This is a genomic window from Tahibacter caeni (genome assembly GCF_024609805.1).
Taxonomy (GTDB): Bacteria; Pseudomonadota; Gammaproteobacteria; order Xanthomonadales; family Rhodanobacteraceae; genus Tahibacter; species Tahibacter caeni.
The window spans coordinates 15,620-30,776 of the sequence record NZ_JANFVR010000023.1 but is presented as its reverse complement, the minus strand read 5'-3'; the positions used below and the strand labels follow the sequence as shown (position 1 = coordinate 30,776).

The following is a 15,157-nucleotide window of genomic DNA, read 5'->3' as shown; positions in this document are numbered from 1 at the left end:
TCTCGCGCCGTCCGGCACCGGCGCGGCGCCCCGCGCTGCGGCCCCCCGCAGCGCGACAGCGTCCTCGCCGCCGCGACCGGCCATCGCCGAGGCGGCGCCGGCAACGATCGACGACGATCGCGAAGGCCTCGCCGCCGGCGGCCGCTGCGTGCTCGTGATCGAGGACGACGCCGATTTCGCGACGATCCTGCGCGACGTGGCACGCGAGACCGGCTTCGCCTGCATCGTCGCCCAGCGCGGCGACGACGGCCTGGCCGCGGCCGCGCGCTACCGGCCCGTCGCGATCCTGCTCGACATCAACCTGCCGGACCAGTCCGGTCTCGGGGTGCTCGACCAGCTCAAGCGCGATCCGCAGACACGCCACATCCCGGTCCACGTGGTCTCGATCGCCGACTATGCGCAGCAGGCGCTGGAGCGCGGCGCGATCGGCTACGCGGTCAAGCCGGTGCTGCATGCGCAGCTCGTCGAAGCCCTGCGCCAGATGGAAGCCAAGAGCCTGTCGCGGCTGCGCACGGTGCTCGTGGTCGAGGATAACGCGGCGCAGCTCGAAAGCCTGCGCCAGCTGCTCGGCGCCGACGACGTCGGCATCGTCGGCGTCGACTCGGCCGGCGCGGCGCTCGAGGCGCTGCAGACGTGCACGTTCGACTGCATGGTGCTCGACCTCAACCTGCCGGACATGAGCGGCTACGCGCTGCTGCAGAAAATGGCCGAGCGCGAGGAAGTCGCGTTTCCGCCGGTCATCGTCTACACCGGCCGCGCGCTGGGCCGCGACGAGGAGCAGGCGCTGCGGCGCTTCTCGCGGTCCATCATCATCAAGGACGCGCGCTCGCCCGAGCGTCTGCTCGACGAAGTCACGCTGTTCCTGCACCAGATGGAATCGACGCTGCCGCCGGACCGCCAGCGCATGCTGCGCGCGGCGCGCGACCGCGACGCGATACTCGAAGGCCGGCGCATCCTGCTGGCCGAGGACGACGTGCGCAACATCTTCGCCGTGTCCAGCGTGCTCGAGCCCAAGGGGGCGAAGATCGAGATCGCGCGCAACGGCCGCGAGGCGCTGGAGGCGCTCGCGCGCAGCGAGGGCAGCACCGACGCGGCCATCGACCTCGTGCTGATGGACATCATGATGCCGGAAATGGACGGCTATGCGGCCATGCGCGAAATCCGGGCGCGGCCCGAATGGCGGCGCCTGCCGATCATCGCGCTGACCGCCAAGGCAATGCGGGACGACCAGGAAAAATGCCTGGCCGCCGGCGCCAACGACTACATCGCCAAGCCGCTGGACGTGGACCGCCTGCTGTCGCTGATCCGGGTCTGGATGCCGCGATGAACGCCGCGCCGCCGTCCGCCGAAGATGTCGAGCTCAGGCTCCTGGTCGAGGCGATCTACCACGTCTACCACTACGACTTCCGCCATTACGCGCGCGCGTCGCTGCGCCGGCGCATGAGCGCGGCGATGGCGCATTTCGGCTGCCGCAGCCTGTCGGAGCTGCAGGGGCGCCTGCTGCGCGAGGCGGACGTGTTCACCGAGCTGCTCGAGTACCTGACCGTGCAGGTCAGCGACCTGTTCCGCGATCCCGGCTACTTCCGCGCGCTGCGCGAGAAAGTCGTGCCGCTGCTGCGCACCTATCCGTCGCTGAAGATCTGGATCGCCGGCTGCAGCACGGGCGAGGAAGCCTATTCGATGGCGATACTGCTGCGCGAGGAAGGCCTGCTCGAACGCAGTCTGATCTATGCGACCGACATCAATCCGAACGCGCTGCGTCGCGCCGAGGCCGGCGTCTACGACGCGGCCAAGGTGCCCGACTTCACGGCCAACCATCGCCGCTCGGGCGGGCATTCGTCGCTGTCGGACTATTACTCGGCGGCCTACGACCGCGTGATCTTCGACAAGCGCCTGCGCCGGCACATCGTGTTCTCCGACCACAGCCTGGCCACCGACAGCGTGTTCGCCGAGGTGCAGCTGGTGTCCTGCCGCAACGTGCTGATCTATTTCGACCGCGAGCTGCAGAGCCGCGCGCTCGACCTGTTCTACGAGGCGCTGTGCCGCAAGGGTTTTCTCGGCATCGGCCTGCGCGAGTCGCTGCGCTTCTCCAGCCATGCGGACGCCTTCGCCGAGTTCGCGCGCGAAGACCGCATCTATCGCAAGGTGGACGGCTGATGGCCGCGCCGATGCCGGGCCGGCCCGTTGCCGCCGTCGCGATCGGTGCGTCCACGGGCGGCGTGGAGGCGCTGCTGCAGCTGCTGCCGGCGCTCGGCGGCGAGTCGGCCGTCAGCGTGTTCGCCGTGCTGCATCTGCCGCGCGAGCGATCGAGCCTGCTGGCCGAGATCTTCGCGCCGCGCTGCCGGCTGCCGGTGCGCGACGTGCAGGACAAGGATCCCGTCCTGCCCGGCAGCATCTACTTCGCGCCGCCGGACTACCACCTGCTCGTCGACGACGGACCGCAGCTCGCCCTGTCGATGGACCCGCCCGTGGAGCACTCGCGCCCGTCGGTGTCCGTACTGTTCGAATCGGCGGCGGCCGTCTACGGTCCGCGCCTGCTCGGCGTGCTGCTGACCGGCGCCGGCAGCGACGGCGCGAGCGGCCTGCAGGCCGTGCAGCGCGCCGGCGGCGTGACCGTGGTGCAGCAACCCGCAGACGCGCGCATGCCGCAGATGCCCGAGGCCGCACTCGCCTGCATGACACCCGACCACGTACTGACCCTGGAAGAAATCATGAGCCTATTCCAAGCGCTGCCATGCGAGGCCTGCGCATGAAACGCATCGATGCGCCGCCGGCCTACCGTCCCGACGAGCCGGTCAAGTGCCTGATCGTCGACGATCTCGAAGAAAACCTGCTCGCGCTGTCGGCGCTGCTGCAGGGCGAATGCGTGGAGCTGCTTTGCGCGCATTCCGGCGCCGAGGCGCTGGAACTGCTGCTCAAGCACGACGTCGCGCTCGCGCTGCTCGACGTGCAGATGCCGCAGATGGACGGCTTCGAGCTGGCCGAGCTCATGCGCGGCAGCGAACGCACGCGTCACGTGCCGATCATTTTCCTGACCGCGGGCTTCAGCGACGCGCGGCGCCAGTTCAAGGGCTACGGCTCCGGCGCCGTGGACTTCCTGCACAAGCCGATCGAACCGTTCGTCCTGCGCAGCAAGGCCGAGGTGTTCTTCGAGCTGTACCGGCAGCGGCGCCAGCTCGCCCACGAGCTCGAACAGCGCACGCGTACCTTGCAGCTCAACGAGATGTTCGTCGCCGTACTCGGACACGATCTGCGCAATCCGCTGAGCGCGGTGATCTTCGCCGGCTCCATCCTGCAGCGCTCGCCCGATCCGTCCACGCGCAACAGTGCCGATCTGATCGTGCAGACCGGCTGGCGCATGAACCGCATGATCGCCGACCTGCTCGATCTCGCGCGCGCGCGGCTGGCCGGCGGCATCGCGATCAACGTCGAGGAAGCCGATCTCGGCATCGTCGCGACGCGGATCAAGGCCGAGCGCGACATCATGACGCCGCGCCGCGAACTGCAGCTGGAGCTCGGCGGCAATCTGCGCGGGCTGTGGGACGGCGACCGCATCGAGCAGGCGCTGAGCAACCTGATCGGCAACGCGATCGAACACGGCGAACCCGACAGCCCGGTCGGCATCGCGCTCGACGGACATGCGCCGGATCGCATCGTGCTGCGCGTCAGCAACGTCGGCACGATTCCCGAGGACGTGCTGCCGACCTTGTTCACGCCGTTCCGCGAAGGCCGCTACCGCGGCCGCGGCGACGGGCTCGGACTGGGGCTGTACATCGTCAAGCAGATCGTCGACGCGCACGACGGCGAGATCGAGGCGCGCTGCGAGGACGGCAGGACCGTGTTCGAGCTGACCCTGCCGCGCCACTGCAGCGGAAGCCGCGCGCCGTCGTGACGTGCGGCGGGCGCTTGACGTTCGCTTGACGGGGCGGCCGGCAACGTCGGGCGCATGACGATCATCGACCAGTGGTGGGTAGTGGCCGGCACCGCGTACGCGATGCTGCTCGGCGGGCTCGTCGGCTACGAGCGCGAGCTCAAGAACCGGCCGGCCGGATTCCGCACGCACATGCTCGTCGCCGCGGCGGCGACGTTGCTGATCGAGATCGGCGAGCTGCTGATGGCCGACGTGCGCTACCGCAGTTCGTCCGTGGTCATCGATCCGTTGCGCCTCGTCGAAGCCGTGGTTTCCGGCGTCGCCTTCATCGGCGCCGGCACGATTTTCGCGGCACGCTCGGGCAACGGCGTGGCCGGCATCACGACGGCCGCTTCGCTGCTGATGGTCGCGATCGTCGGCGTCGCGGTCGGCTTCGGTTTCTATCTGCTGTCGCTGGCCGTCACCTTGCTGACCCTGCTCGTGCTCGGCGTGCTCGGTCTGATCGAACGGCGGTATCTGCCGTCGCCGGCCGGCGACGAAGCGGAGCCGCAAGAACCGAAGTCCTGAGCCGCCGTCGCTCGCGACCACATCACTCCGTACCGACCGGCCGCTCGCGGCGGAGCAGGGCGGCCGTTCCGCGCCGCTCAGGACGCGTCGTGAAAGATCAGTCCGAGCGTGAAGCGCCGGCCTGCGCGCAGGCGGCTGACGCCGTGGCGCAGTTCGGCGCGCGCGATGCCGCGCTGGCCCTGGACCGGGCGCTGATTCACCGCGAAGACGACGGCGTCGCCCTGCTGCAGCGGCACCACGGCCACGCGCGACTGCAGCCGCGGCCGGCGCTCGGTCAGCACGAATTCGCCGCCGTCGAAATCGCGGCCGGGCTGCGACAGCAGTACGGCGGCCTGCAGCGGGAACACGTGCTCGCCGTAAAGATCCTGATGCAGGCAGTTGTAGTCGCCGGCGCCGTAGCGCAGCAGCAGCGGCGTGGGCTGGGACTGGCCCGCCGCCTCGCAGCGGGCGAGAAACTCCGCCTGCGTGTCGGGAAAGCGCGCCGGCAGATCCAGCGCGGCCTGCCAGCGGTTCGCGAGCGGCGCGAGCGCGGCATAGAACGCTTCGCGCAGGGTCTGCACGAGCGGCGGCAGCGGATACTCGAAATACTGGTATTCGCCGCGGCCGAAACCGTGGCGGGCCATGATGACGCGGCGGCGGAAACGGTTCGCGTCGGCATAGCTGCGCGCGAGCGCCGTGCAGTCCTCGGCCGGCAGCAGCTGCGGGATCACGGCATGGCCTTCGGCGTCAAGCTCGGCCTGCAGTCGCGGCCAGTCGAGTGCGGCGACGCGCTGCGCCGGCGTTCCGGCGGCGGGCGGCGAGGAGGCGGGAGCGGGAGTCGGCATCGGCGATCCGTAGCGGCGGCAGACCCGGCAGCTTAGGCGCCGGCGTCGGCGATGACCATCCGCTTCTTGCGTTCGCAGTCCGACGTTCGTGATCCGCGTTCGCGTGCCCGGAGGCAGCCGCGTCCGCCGCTGCACGGTCCGTTCAGCCGGCTTCGGCCGCGTCTTCGTGCAGCACCTGATGCAGGCGTTCCCGCACGCGCCGCGCGTCCTTGAGCAGCAACAGCAGCTGGCGTTCGTGCAGCGGCGAGGCGATGAAACCATGGCGGCGATAGAACTCGGCCGCGGCGGCGTCGATCGGATGCGTCAGCAGCGCACGTATGCCGGCCAGCTCGGCGATCGCCAGGGTGCGCGTGACGGCGTCCTGCAGCAGCCCGCTGCCGACGCCGCAACCCTGCGCCTTCAGTGCGACGGCGAGGCGCGCCAGGATCATGACCGGTATCGGGTAGTGGCCCATGCCCTTGCGCACGCGTTCGGGCGCATCGAGGGTGTCGACCTGGCCGACCGTGAGGCTGAAATAGCCGAGCACCTGGCCGTCGGCGGAAGCCGTCACGAACGTCTTGGCCGAGCCGCTGCCCTGCGCCTGCCGCGCGTGGCGTTGCAGCCAGTGGTTCAGCGCGGGCTTGCCGCAGTCGAACGCGTCGAGGTCGTGTGCGGCAGTCAGCAAGGTCGGCGCCGCGAACTCGACGTTCACGCCCACGGCGCCTTGCGCGTGTAGAGCGTGCGCAGCGCCGGCGTTTCCTCGATCGGCGTGTCGAGCAGGTCGAGGAACGCGTCGTAGCGTTCGGACGGGACGAAGAACAGGCGTTGGTCGATCAGGGTCTGTTCGGCGGCGAGGCAGGCGCTGTCGAGGATGAAGTCGGTCAGCGACTTCTGCGCGACTTCGGCGGCCCGGCGCAGCATGGCCTCCTGCTCGGGCGTGGCGCGCAGGCCGAGGCGCGCCGTGCGCGGATTCTTGGGGCTGCTCATGGCCGGCTCCTGGATGGGTCGCCGGATGTTAGTACAAGCGACTAACGGCCGGCAAATCGCAGGGGCCTCCGGCCGGGCGGAGCCGTCGGCTCAGCGTGCGGCAGTCGTTTTCGCCGCCGGCGCCAATGCCGGCGGCGCCGCCGCACGCTCGGCCGCGAGCAGGCCATGGCTGAACAGGTAGCTCGCGCTCTGGTAGTAGGCGATCGCGTCGTCGGCCAATGCGTCGTCGGGCGGCAGTTCCGGCTGCAGGCCGTTCTTTTCGAAGTCCGGCTTCACGCTCTGCAGCTTGCGCCGCGGCGCGAGCTCGACGAGACGGTCCTCGCGCAGATAGCCCAGCCGCTGATAGTTGCCGACGAACGCACGTTCGCGGCCCGGTTCGAGGCGGAAGACGTCGGCGCCGTAGAAGCGGCTGCGGTAGTTCATGCCGAGCAGGCCGAGCACGGTGGGACCGATGTCGATCTGGCTCATGAGCCGGTCCATGCGTCCGGGCGCCACGTGTCTGGGCGAATAGATCCACAGCGGAATGTGGTAGCGGAACACCGGCAGGCTCGCGATGCCGCCCGACGACGCGCAGTGGTCGGCCGTGATCACGAAGACCGTGTCGTCGAACCAGGGCTTGTCGCGCGCGCGCTTCAGCAGATCGCCTATGGCCCAGTCGGTATACAGCACCGCGCTTTCGCGGGCGCCCTGCGGCGCATTCACGCGGCCGGTCGGGAACGTGTACGGCCTGTGGTTCGACGTCGTCATGAGATGCGCGAAGAACGGCTTGCCGGCCGCGTGCAGGCGATCGAACTCCTCGAGCGCGAGCGTGTACAGGTCCTCGTCGGCGACGCCCCAGATGTTGGCCTGGTGGATGCGTTCCGGCGCGATCGCGCCGCGGTCGCGCACGAGATAGCCGTTGTTGCCGAAGAAGTAGTTCATGTTGTCGAACGCGCCGTAGCCGCCGTAGAGGAACTCCGACGCATAGCCTTTCGCGTTGAACACGCTGGCCAGCGTGAACAGGTTTTCGTTGCGCGGACGCTTGACGATGGATTCGCCCGGCGTCGGCGGCAGCGACAGCGAAAGCGCCTCGAGGCCGCGCACCGTGCGCGTGCCCGAGGCATACAGGCGCGTGAACATCAGGCTGTCCCGGCTCAGCCGGTCCAGCTCCGGCGTGAAGCTCGGGTTGCCGCCGTACGCGCCGGAGAAGAATGCCGACAGGCTCTCGATGCTGATGAGCACGACGTTCAGATGCTGCTCGGGCTTGTCGGCGGCGATGTCGCGCGTGATGTCCAGCGGATCGTCGCTGACGAAGCGCGCGTCGGGTGTCTGCAGCAGGCGGCGCAGCCGGCCGAAGGCCACGTCCGGTGCGAGGCTGCGGTAAAAGCGCGGATACGACAGCTCGCTCGCGCGGGCCGCGGCGAAGAACTCGTAGATGCCGTTGCCGGCGAGCTGGTTCACATAGGTGTTGTCGCTGCGTTCCTTGAGGTCGCTGCGCAGACCGGCGCTGACCAGGACCGTCGCGATCAGCCAGCCCAGCGCGACCAGGCTGCGGCCGGCGAACGTCGAGGTCGTGTCGGGCGAGCGGCGCCAGCGGCGACCCGGCCAGGACAGCGCAAAACTCGCCGCGAGCAGTCCGGCCAGCAGCAGGCCGACCGGATACGACTCGCGGATGTTGCCGATGACTTCGTTCGTGTAGACCAGATAGTCCACGGCGATGAAATTGAAGCGGGTCTGGAACTCGTCCCAGAACACCCATTCGGCGGCCGCGACGAATAGCAGCAGGTAGACCAGCGCGAGGCAGAGCACGGCGAATGCCCGGCGTCCCCAGCGGCCTTCATGCCAGCGCTGCGGCATCAGCCAGAGCCAGAGCACCAGCGGCCAGGCGAAATAGATCGCGGTGACGAGGTCGTAGACCAGGCCGACGCCGAAGATGTACAGCGTGTTCGCCGCGGTGGCGGGCACGCCGTCGCCGGTCGCGACGAGCAGGGCCGCGCGGGTCAGTGCGGCGACGGTCAGGAACAGCACGACGAACCAGGCCAGCGGACGGAAGCGCGGCCAGACGGAAGACGGCGACGGCAAGGAGAACCTCGGCGATGGGCTGGAGGCCGCCGGATGGCGGCGGGCGTCGTCACAGGCTCGCAACCCGGGCGTAATGCGGGCTCAGGCGATTCTCAGAACGGCGTTAAGAGCGAGGTTTTGCGGCAAGCTAGCGCCGTCTTTTTGCCTGTTTCCCGCGCATGAACCTGCCTCGCAGCGTGTTGCTGATCGAAGACCAGCACGACATCGCCGCCAACATCTGGGACTTCCTGGAACGCCGCGGCTACCGCATCGACCATGCCGCCGACGGCGAAACCGGGCTCGCCGCGGCGCTGCGCGGCCGCTTCGACGTCATCGTGCTCGACCTCGGCCTGCCGCGCCTGGACGGTCTGGAACTGTGCCGGCGGCTGCGCGAGAGCGGCAGCGCGACGCCGATCCTGATGCTGACCGCGCGCGACACGCTGGACGACAAGCTGCGCGGCTTCGCCGAGGGTGCCGACGACTACCTGGTCAAGCCGTTCGCGATGAAGGAGCTCGAGGCGCGCATCCGCGCCGTGTTCCGCCGCGGCCGCCCTCCCGGCGGTTCGCTCGTCGTCGCCGACCTGCACTACGACCCGGCCACCTTGCGCGCGACGCGGCGGGGCGTCGGCGTCGCGCTGACGCGGGCCCAGTCGGTCATTCTCGAGCTGCTGATGCGGCGTTCGCCGCAGGTCATTCCGCATGCGGAGCTGATCAATGCGGTCTGGGGCGAGGAGGGCGGCGACCAGGCCGCGCTGCACACCCACGTCTACGAGCTGCGCAAGCTCGTCGACAAGCCGTTCGCGCAGACCCTGATTCACAGCGTGCACGGTGTCGGCTATCGCCTGGAGGCGCGCTGATGTTGGCGCGGCTGCCGCTGCGCCGGCGCGTCGCGCTGGCCTACGGGATCCTGGGGTTCTGCCTGAGCCTGATGTTCGCGTTCGCGACCACGTATCTGACCGAGGACTACGAGTACATCGTCCTGGCCGAGGTCCTTGAGGGCCAGGCCGAGGAATTCGCCGCGCGCCTGCGCGCCGATCCGCAGGCGGCGCTGCCCCGGGCCGGCCAGCTCAGCGGCTATCTGCGGCGCGCCGACGGCAGCGGCGCCGTGCCGTCCGAGCTCGCCGCGCTCGCGCCGGGCGTCTACGAGCTCCATGACGGCGATCGCCACGCCGGCGTTTTCGACACCGACGCCGGACGCCTGTACTTCGTCATCGACATAGGGCCGATAGAAGCGCTGGAGCGCCATCTCGTCGGTTTCATGGTCGCCGTCGTCCTGCTCGGCACGGCGCTGAGCGGCTGGGCCGGCTGGATGCTGGCCGGCCGCACGATCGCACCGGTCAAGCATCTGGCCGACGCGGTCGACGCATTGCCGGTGCGGCCGCTGCCGACGCAGCTCGCCGGTCTCGTCGGCGGCGACGAGCTCGGCCGTCTCGCGCGTGCGATCGACGCCTACCAGGCGCGTCTGGTCGCGGCCGACGCCGCCGAGCGCGCGTTCTTCGCCGATGCGAGCCACGAGCTGCGCACGCCGATCGCCGTGGTGCAGGGCGCGGCCGAAGTGCTGCTCGACGATCCGGCCGCCGACGCGGGCCAGCGCCGCCGTCTCGTGCGACTGGAGCGCGGCGTCGGCGAACTGACCGATCTGATCGCCGTGCTGCTCGGCCTCGCGCGGCGCAGCGTCTATCACGCCGAACGCGTCGACGCGGCGCAGCTACTGGCCGACGCGGCCGCGTCCTGGCGTGCGGCGACGGACCCGGGTGATCTGCAGCTGGCGATCGACGCCGACGGCACGCTGTGCTTGCCTCGCGCCGAGGCGCTGCTCGTGCTGCGGGGCCTGCTGCGCCGGCTAGCACCGCCGCCGGGTGCAGGCCGGTTGGCCTTGCGCGCCGGCGACGGATGGATAGCGCTCGCGTTCGCCGCCGCCGGCGCCGAGGCTGCCACGCCGACGCCTGTCGCGGCGAGCGATTCCGGCGCGCCGCCGACCCTGCTCGGGCGTTTCATCGCGCATCTGGGCTGGCAGGTCGAGCAGACGGTGGACGGGGACGGACGCCATTGTCGGATCCGGTTGCCGCCCGCGGCCGGGACGCCGGACGCCTAGGTGCATGCCGCGGCGGCACGGTGTCGACCGCCGCAGCGTTCCCGTCGATCGAAATGCGGCGCGCGGTCGCTGCGCGGCATCGAGCTCAGTTCTCGCGGTCGTCGAAGATGCGGTCCGACGGCAGCAGCGCCTGCCAGACGCCGCTGGTCGTGGTGACGACGAGCCGGCGCCGGTCGTTCGGATCCTGGCGCAGATCGTAGGCGCCGTGCACCGGCAGGCCGGCGCCGATCGAATCCCAGTTGAGCCCGCCGTCCTCGCTGCGCCAGACGCAGCCCTTGCCGCCGCCGACCGAGATGCCGGCCGCGTAGACGACCTGCGGTGCGGCCGTGTCGACCTGCAGATCGCGCACGTCGCAGCCGTCCAGCGCGGTGCCGATGTTCTTCCAGTTCGCGCCGTCGTCGTCGCTGAAATGGATGCGTGAAGACTGGCCCGGCTCCACGGTCGATGCCCACAGCACGCCGGCGCGGCGCGGATGCGCGGCCAGCGCGAACACGTCGCGCGTCGTCGTTTCCGAGGCGCCGTAGTGCGGCAGTCCGGCATTGCGCGGCGTCCAGGTCAGGCCGCCGTCGTCGCTGCGGAATACGCCGCTGACGATGGTCGGCGTGAATGGCGTGCCGTCGTCGGTGTAGTAGTCGCCGAACAACGAGAGATACAGCGTGCCGGTACGGTCGATTTCGATGTCGACCGGCAACACGCTTTGCGTCAGATTGCCGTCGTAGAGGTAGGTCGGCAGGTCTGCGCCGACCGGCATCCAGGCGGCGCCGGCCTGGGTGCTGCGGATGACGCGAAAGCTCTGGTCGGTGCCGGATCCACCGGTCAACGCGAAGACGGTGTTCAACGGACCGCTCGCGCAGGCGCCCTGCGCCGGCGGTGCGGTACAGGAGCGTGGATCGAGCAGCATCTTGCGCACGCTGCTCAGGCGCACGCCGTTGTAGGGAGGCGTCGTATACGGCGGTATGCCGTCATCGAGCGGCGTCCAACGGGTGCCGCCGTCGGTGCTCTTGAAGATGCCGCTGTTGCGATGGCTCTGGCCGACGACGCTGGCCGTGGCGCCGGCGGCATACAGCGTTGCCGTGGCGCCGCCTACCGTGGTCGGGTCCAGCGCGATCGTGCGGATCCAGGCCGCCTGCTCGACGAAGTTCTGCTGCCAGGTCGCGCCTCCGTCGCTGCTGGCGGCCATGGCCGAGGTGTAGCTGTCCTGGCGCGGCCGGCCGGCCAGCAGCCGACCCGGCTGGTTCGGCCACAGCACCAGGCCGCGGCGCGATTCCGCACGCAGGCCAGCGCTGCTCGTGGTCCAAACCGATGCCGAATCCTGCAGCGCGATGACGCCGCGCTCGCGCGCGGTCGCAAGCACGCGATAGCCGGCGCCGTCGGCGACCGAGACCAGCGCATTGAAGTCGTAGCCGCCGTAGGGCCAGAACGGCAGGCCGTCGGAGCACGGCGTGCTCGTCACGAACTGATCGCTGCTGCGGTAGCACTGCCGTCCGTTCATCGTGACGAGGTCGCCGCCGCCGGAACGCGTCTGCACGATGCGCGCGCCCTGCAGGTCGAAGCGCAGCGACCAGTTCGCGCCAGCGTCGTCGCTGATGTAGATGCGCCCGTCCAGCGACGCAGCCAGGCGGCCCGCGCCGAGCTGGTGCAGGTCGGTCACGCCGTCGAAACTGTTCGGCGCGAACAGCGGCGTCCAGGTCGCGCCCCCGTCGCTGCTGGTGTAGATCGCCGGTTCGCCAGGGGCGCGATAGCGAACGCCGGCGAGCAGCTGCAGGCTGTTGGAATCGAACGAGAACGCCGTGACGGGCCGATCCGTCGGCAGGCCCTGTACCGGCGCAAACGTCACGCCGCCGTCACTGCTGCGGAACGTGCCGAGATACGTGGAATAGACGACGCCGTTCGGCGTCACCGCGAGCGCTTCGGCCGACTGGTTCGGCGGCAGGCGAAACCCGGTCGCCGTCCAGTTGTCGCCATTGTCTTCGCTGCGCATCAGCCGACCGACGCCGTCGAACAGGTAATGCCGCTGCAGCCAGATGGCATAGCGCGCGATCACGGCATAGCTCGTGACGTCGAACTCGAGCCCGTGGCCGGACTCCTGCCAGCTGCGGCCGGCATCGTCGGACTTGAACAATCCGCCCGAAGTCAGCGCGAGCACGCGCGTATTGCCGTTCGACGGCGTAGCCAGCAACGCGGCGACATGGCCGCCTTCGGGACCCAGCGGTTGCCAGGGCTCGGCATGGAGCGCCGCGGTGCCGGCGGATCCGGCGAGGGCGGTGAAAGAGAACAGGGCGAAAGTCTTCATGAAAGAGCGTCGGGAAAATTCGCGATGGGTGGTCGGGAACCTGCGGCAGCCGGAAAAGCCGGCGTGGCCGCAGTCGCTGCGGCGACAGCAACCGAACGAGGGATCGCGAAACAGCGCCGCGCGGGATCATTCGCGTGGAGACAGCGGAAGCCGAAGGATAGCCGACAATGACAAGCCAACCGCGGACGGCTGGCTGCGGACGGATGGTGCGGGTGCCGGGAATTCACGCCGTCGCCGGGGCTCCAGTCAGCCGGGACGGATGCCGAGGCCGGTCGATTGCCCGGATCCGCCCGCCGCGCCCGTGGAGAGCGGCGGGCAAGCGCTCTGGACGAAGCGTGATCGGCATCGCAATAGCGGATGCGGGCGGCGCCGGGGCTGATAGTCGGAGGCCGGCTTCTCGCTAGCCTACGGTGATGGCGGGCAGATCGGTACCGGAACGGCCTCGTCGCGGGGCAGGTGGCCCCAGGCCGGCGGGTTCGGATTTTCCGAGGCGCTCGACTCCAATCCAGCGCGACGCACCAGCCGGAGCAGCCAAATGAAATCCGCACGAGGGCCAGGTATGCCGGGGCGATTTGCCGTAGCCGGGCTTCTTCTCGTCTATGCCGCGTTTGCCGGGGCGCAATCGATTTTCGCGAGCGGCTTCCAACTCGGAGACTTGCCGTTCAATCCGCCGTCCAGCGTCCTGTGCACAGCGGCTGACCCGCGCTGCGGTCCGGCCTACGATCCCGGCCATCCGATGAGCGCGGGCGAGCTGGCGCAAGCCATCCAGGCCGGAATGGCGGCCTGGCGCTTCCACGGAGCGCGCGGCTCCTGCTCGGGATGCCATCTTCCCGATGCACTGGATCTGGCGATGGGAGGCTTTTCGGACGACAGCATACGGCGGCGGTCCGCGACGCACATCGATCCGCAGCGGGCAGAGGCCGTGGTGAATCTGGTGCATGCCGTCCGCCAGAAGTTCGAGCTGACGGCATTGTTCCATCCCACGGCGCTGAGGCCGCTACAGCCCGGTTTCGAGCCGTTCCACGAAATCACGCCCGGCTTGCCCGTATGGGACAGCACCGGACAGCGCGAACGAGACCAGGCGTTCACCGATCATCTCGTCAACGATCTGCATCTGCTCTGGGCCACCGGCACGGTGGACAGCCTGCCCAAGGCGCATCAGGCCTACGACGAATTGCACGCCGTCAACCTGCGGCGGCTCAAGCTGGGCATCCCGTTCGATCTGTTCAGCGAAGACGGCTTCTACGGGGAAACCCACAAGAGCGTCTTCGAATGGTTCCCGGACATCGCCAGCACGCCGAACAGCGGCATGGGCGGCGCTTTCTACGCGCTGGTGGATGCATACATCGCCGACCCCACGGATGCGAACCTGTGGGCGTACTACGACGCGGTCTCCACGCACACCACGTGCGACCCGGACCTGGCTGGCGCGAACATCGACGACTATGCAAGAGCCTGCCACTGGATGCGTCAGAAGTACCGGTCGCTGCAGTTCTTCGGGCACCTGCTGCGGCGCAGGGACCTGAAGTACCCGGACTTCCTCGCGGACCTGCGCTCCGCCCAGCCGCAAGCCCAGTACCGGGATCATCTCGACATCGTGGTTGCGCGCAACCCGGTCTGGGAAGCCGGCGACCTGCTGCGGATCGCGCCGCTGCAGCGTCCCGCGGCGACGGCGTGCAACGAGACCAACCATCCCTGCACCCTGCTGCCGCCGGTCGTGGACGAAACCGTTCACAACATCCCGACGCCGCGGGAGGCGCGGATCAAGCAGAGCGAAGTGTTCCAGCAGAGCTGGTTCGTGATGAGCTGGCTCGCGGACCCAGCGCTGCTGTACGAAGGCGACAGTTTCGCGACCTTCATCGGCGACTATCTGGAGAGCGTGCTCCTGCCTTACTACGACGTCCACCATGCGTTCGTGGTGGCCAAGATGGCGGTCGAAAAGAGCGCCGCGAGCGACTGGGTGAACGCGCCGGGTTTTCGCCAGGGCACCGGCAAGATCGCCAGCGTGCGGACTTTCTCGTTCAAGCAGCTGCGGGACAATTTCAGCCCGCCGCCGCGGAACGACCCGCGCTATCCGGTGCACGCGCGGATGTTCGCCAACTTCGCGCGCATTTGGATCTACCTGGTCGAGGAGGACGTGCGCGTCAGCGGTTCCATCTACGACCGCAACGAGGTGATGCGGGCCGTACGTTTCATGCGGACCTGGATCGCGCAGTTGGAAGGGCAGGAGGATGCGCGGATCAATGCGCTGGTGGGAGCGTTGGAAGCGTCTGCCGCCGCTGCGACGGAGCTCCGTTCGCAGCAGAACATCAGCGAGAATCCCGGCACCGGACTGCAGCCCAACGGGCGCTGGGCGGAATTCGACACGCCGTACGTGCCGTAACCGCACTGCTGCAGTCGTCCGGTGCGGCTGCGCTTTCGCCGGATGCCCGAATTTGCACAAGTGCTACTTGTGCGCAGGTCGACAAGGCATTTTCGGAGCGGGGCGCAGTTCCCGCGCA

General features: G+C 69.3%; 13 protein-coding genes. 8 read left to right on the top strand and 5 right to left on the bottom strand.

Going from position 1 to position 15,157, the window contains the following annotated elements; all coding sequences use genetic code 11:
• From NON22_RS03875 to NON22_RS03855, 5 genes are all read left to right on the top strand, one after another.
• The coding region (locus NON22_RS03875; protein ID WP_257385594.1) for a response regulator at positions 1-1,327 on the top strand (1,327 nt) is incomplete at its 5' end.
• The gene (locus NON22_RS03870; RefSeq protein WP_257385593.1) at positions 1,324-2,157 is read left to right on the top strand and encodes a CheR family methyltransferase; all 834 of its coding nucleotides are present in this window, start codon (positions 1,324-1,326) and stop codon (positions 2,155-2,157) included. The genes NON22_RS03875 and NON22_RS03870, both read left to right, overlap by 4 nt.
• Positions 2,157-2,753, top strand: coding sequence for a chemotaxis protein CheB (locus NON22_RS03865; protein ID WP_257385592.1), 597 nt, complete (start codon positions 2,157-2,159; stop codon positions 2,751-2,753). Before NON22_RS03870 ends, NON22_RS03865 begins: the two co-directional genes overlap by 1 nt.
• Positions 2,750-3,892, top strand: coding sequence for a hybrid sensor histidine kinase/response regulator (locus NON22_RS03860; RefSeq protein ID WP_257385591.1), 1,143 nt, complete (start codon positions 2,750-2,752; stop codon positions 3,890-3,892). Before NON22_RS03865 ends, NON22_RS03860 begins: the two co-directional genes overlap by 4 nt.
• A gap of 54 nt (positions 3,893-3,946) precedes the next feature.
• A complete protein-coding gene (locus NON22_RS03855; RefSeq protein ID WP_257385590.1) occupies positions 3,947-4,438 on the top strand; it encodes an MgtC/SapB family protein in 492 nt (163 codons plus the stop codon).
• A 77-nt stretch (positions 4,439-4,515) separates the two neighbouring features.
• On the opposite strand, the gene NON22_RS03850 is transcribed toward NON22_RS03855, so the two are convergent.
• From NON22_RS03850 to NON22_RS03835, 4 genes are all read right to left on the bottom strand, one after another.
• On the bottom strand, positions 4,516-5,262 hold the full coding sequence (locus NON22_RS03850) for a 2OG-Fe(II) oxygenase (protein WP_257385589.1): 747 nt from the start codon (positions 5,260-5,262) through the stop codon (positions 4,516-4,518).
• A 142-nt stretch (positions 5,263-5,404) separates the two neighbouring features.
• A complete protein-coding gene (locus NON22_RS03845) occupies positions 5,405-5,953 on the bottom strand; it encodes a GNAT family N-acetyltransferase (protein ID WP_257385588.1) in 549 nt (182 codons plus the stop codon).
• A complete protein-coding gene (locus NON22_RS03840; RefSeq protein WP_257385587.1) occupies positions 5,950-6,228 on the bottom strand; it encodes a type II toxin-antitoxin system TacA family antitoxin in 279 nt (92 codons plus the stop codon). Before NON22_RS03840 ends, NON22_RS03845 begins: the two co-directional genes overlap by 4 nt.
• A gap of 90 nt (positions 6,229-6,318) precedes the next feature.
• Positions 6,319-8,289, bottom strand: a complete 1,971-nt coding sequence (locus NON22_RS03835) for an LTA synthase family protein (protein ID WP_257385586.1) — start codon at positions 8,287-8,289, stop codon at positions 6,319-6,321.
• Positions 8,290-8,447: 158 nt separating this feature from the next.
• On the opposite strand from NON22_RS03835, the gene NON22_RS03830 reads away from it, so the two are divergent.
• Positions 8,448-9,125 carry a response regulator transcription factor gene (locus NON22_RS03830; protein ID WP_257385585.1) on the top strand — a complete coding sequence of 226 codons (678 nt, stop codon included), beginning with the start codon at positions 8,448-8,450 and terminating at the stop codon, positions 9,123-9,125.
• Positions 9,125-10,363, top strand: coding sequence for a sensor histidine kinase (locus NON22_RS03825; RefSeq protein WP_257385584.1), 1,239 nt, complete (start codon positions 9,125-9,127; stop codon positions 10,361-10,363). Before NON22_RS03830 ends, NON22_RS03825 begins: the two co-directional genes overlap by 1 nt.
• Before the next feature lie 85 nt (positions 10,364-10,448).
• Here the strand turns inward: NON22_RS03825 and NON22_RS03820 are convergent, their stop codons facing one another.
• Positions 10,449-12,656, bottom strand: coding sequence for a sialidase family protein (locus NON22_RS03820; RefSeq protein ID WP_257385583.1), 2,208 nt, complete (start codon positions 12,654-12,656; stop codon positions 10,449-10,451).
• Between the two features lie 535 nt (positions 12,657-13,191).
• Here NON22_RS03820 and NON22_RS03815 point away from each other — a divergent pair.
• Positions 13,192-15,039, top strand: a complete 1,848-nt coding sequence (locus NON22_RS03815; protein ID WP_257385582.1) for a hypothetical protein — start codon at positions 13,192-13,194, stop codon at positions 15,037-15,039.
• Positions 15,040-15,157 lie beyond the last annotated feature (118 nt).

Excerpts from the sequence above, each read along its gene's own strand:
- NON22_RS03870 (WP_257385593.1), top strand. The coding sequence starts at position 1,324 with ATGAACGCCGCGCCGCCGTCCGCCGAAGATGTCGAGCTCAGGCTCCTG.
- NON22_RS03865 (WP_257385592.1), top strand. The coding sequence starts at position 2,157 with ATGGCCGCGCCGATGCCGGGCCGGCCCGTTGCCGCCGTCGCGATCGGT.
- NON22_RS03860 (WP_257385591.1), top strand. The coding sequence starts at position 2,750 with ATGAAACGCATCGATGCGCCGCCGGCCTACCGTCCCGACGAGCCGGTC.
- NON22_RS03855 (WP_257385590.1), top strand. The coding sequence starts at position 3,947 with ATGACGATCATCGACCAGTGGTGGGTAGTGGCCGGCACCGCGTACGCG.
- NON22_RS03850 (WP_257385589.1), bottom strand. The coding sequence starts at position 5,262 with ATGCCGACTCCCGCTCCCGCCTCCTCGCCGCCCGCCGCCGGAACGCCG.
- NON22_RS03840 (WP_257385587.1), bottom strand. The coding sequence starts at position 6,228 with ATGAGCAGCCCCAAGAATCCGCGCACGGCGCGCCTCGGCCTGCGCGCC.
- NON22_RS03830 (WP_257385585.1), top strand. The coding sequence starts at position 8,448 with ATGAACCTGCCTCGCAGCGTGTTGCTGATCGAAGACCAGCACGACATC.
- NON22_RS03825 (WP_257385584.1), top strand. The coding sequence starts at position 9,125 with ATGTTGGCGCGGCTGCCGCTGCGCCGGCGCGTCGCGCTGGCCTACGGG.
- NON22_RS03820 (WP_257385583.1), bottom strand. The coding sequence starts at position 12,656 with ATGAAGACTTTCGCCCTGTTCTCTTTCACCGCCCTCGCCGGATCCGCC.
- NON22_RS03815 (WP_257385582.1), top strand. The coding sequence starts at position 13,192 with ATGAAATCCGCACGAGGGCCAGGTATGCCGGGGCGATTTGCCGTAGCC.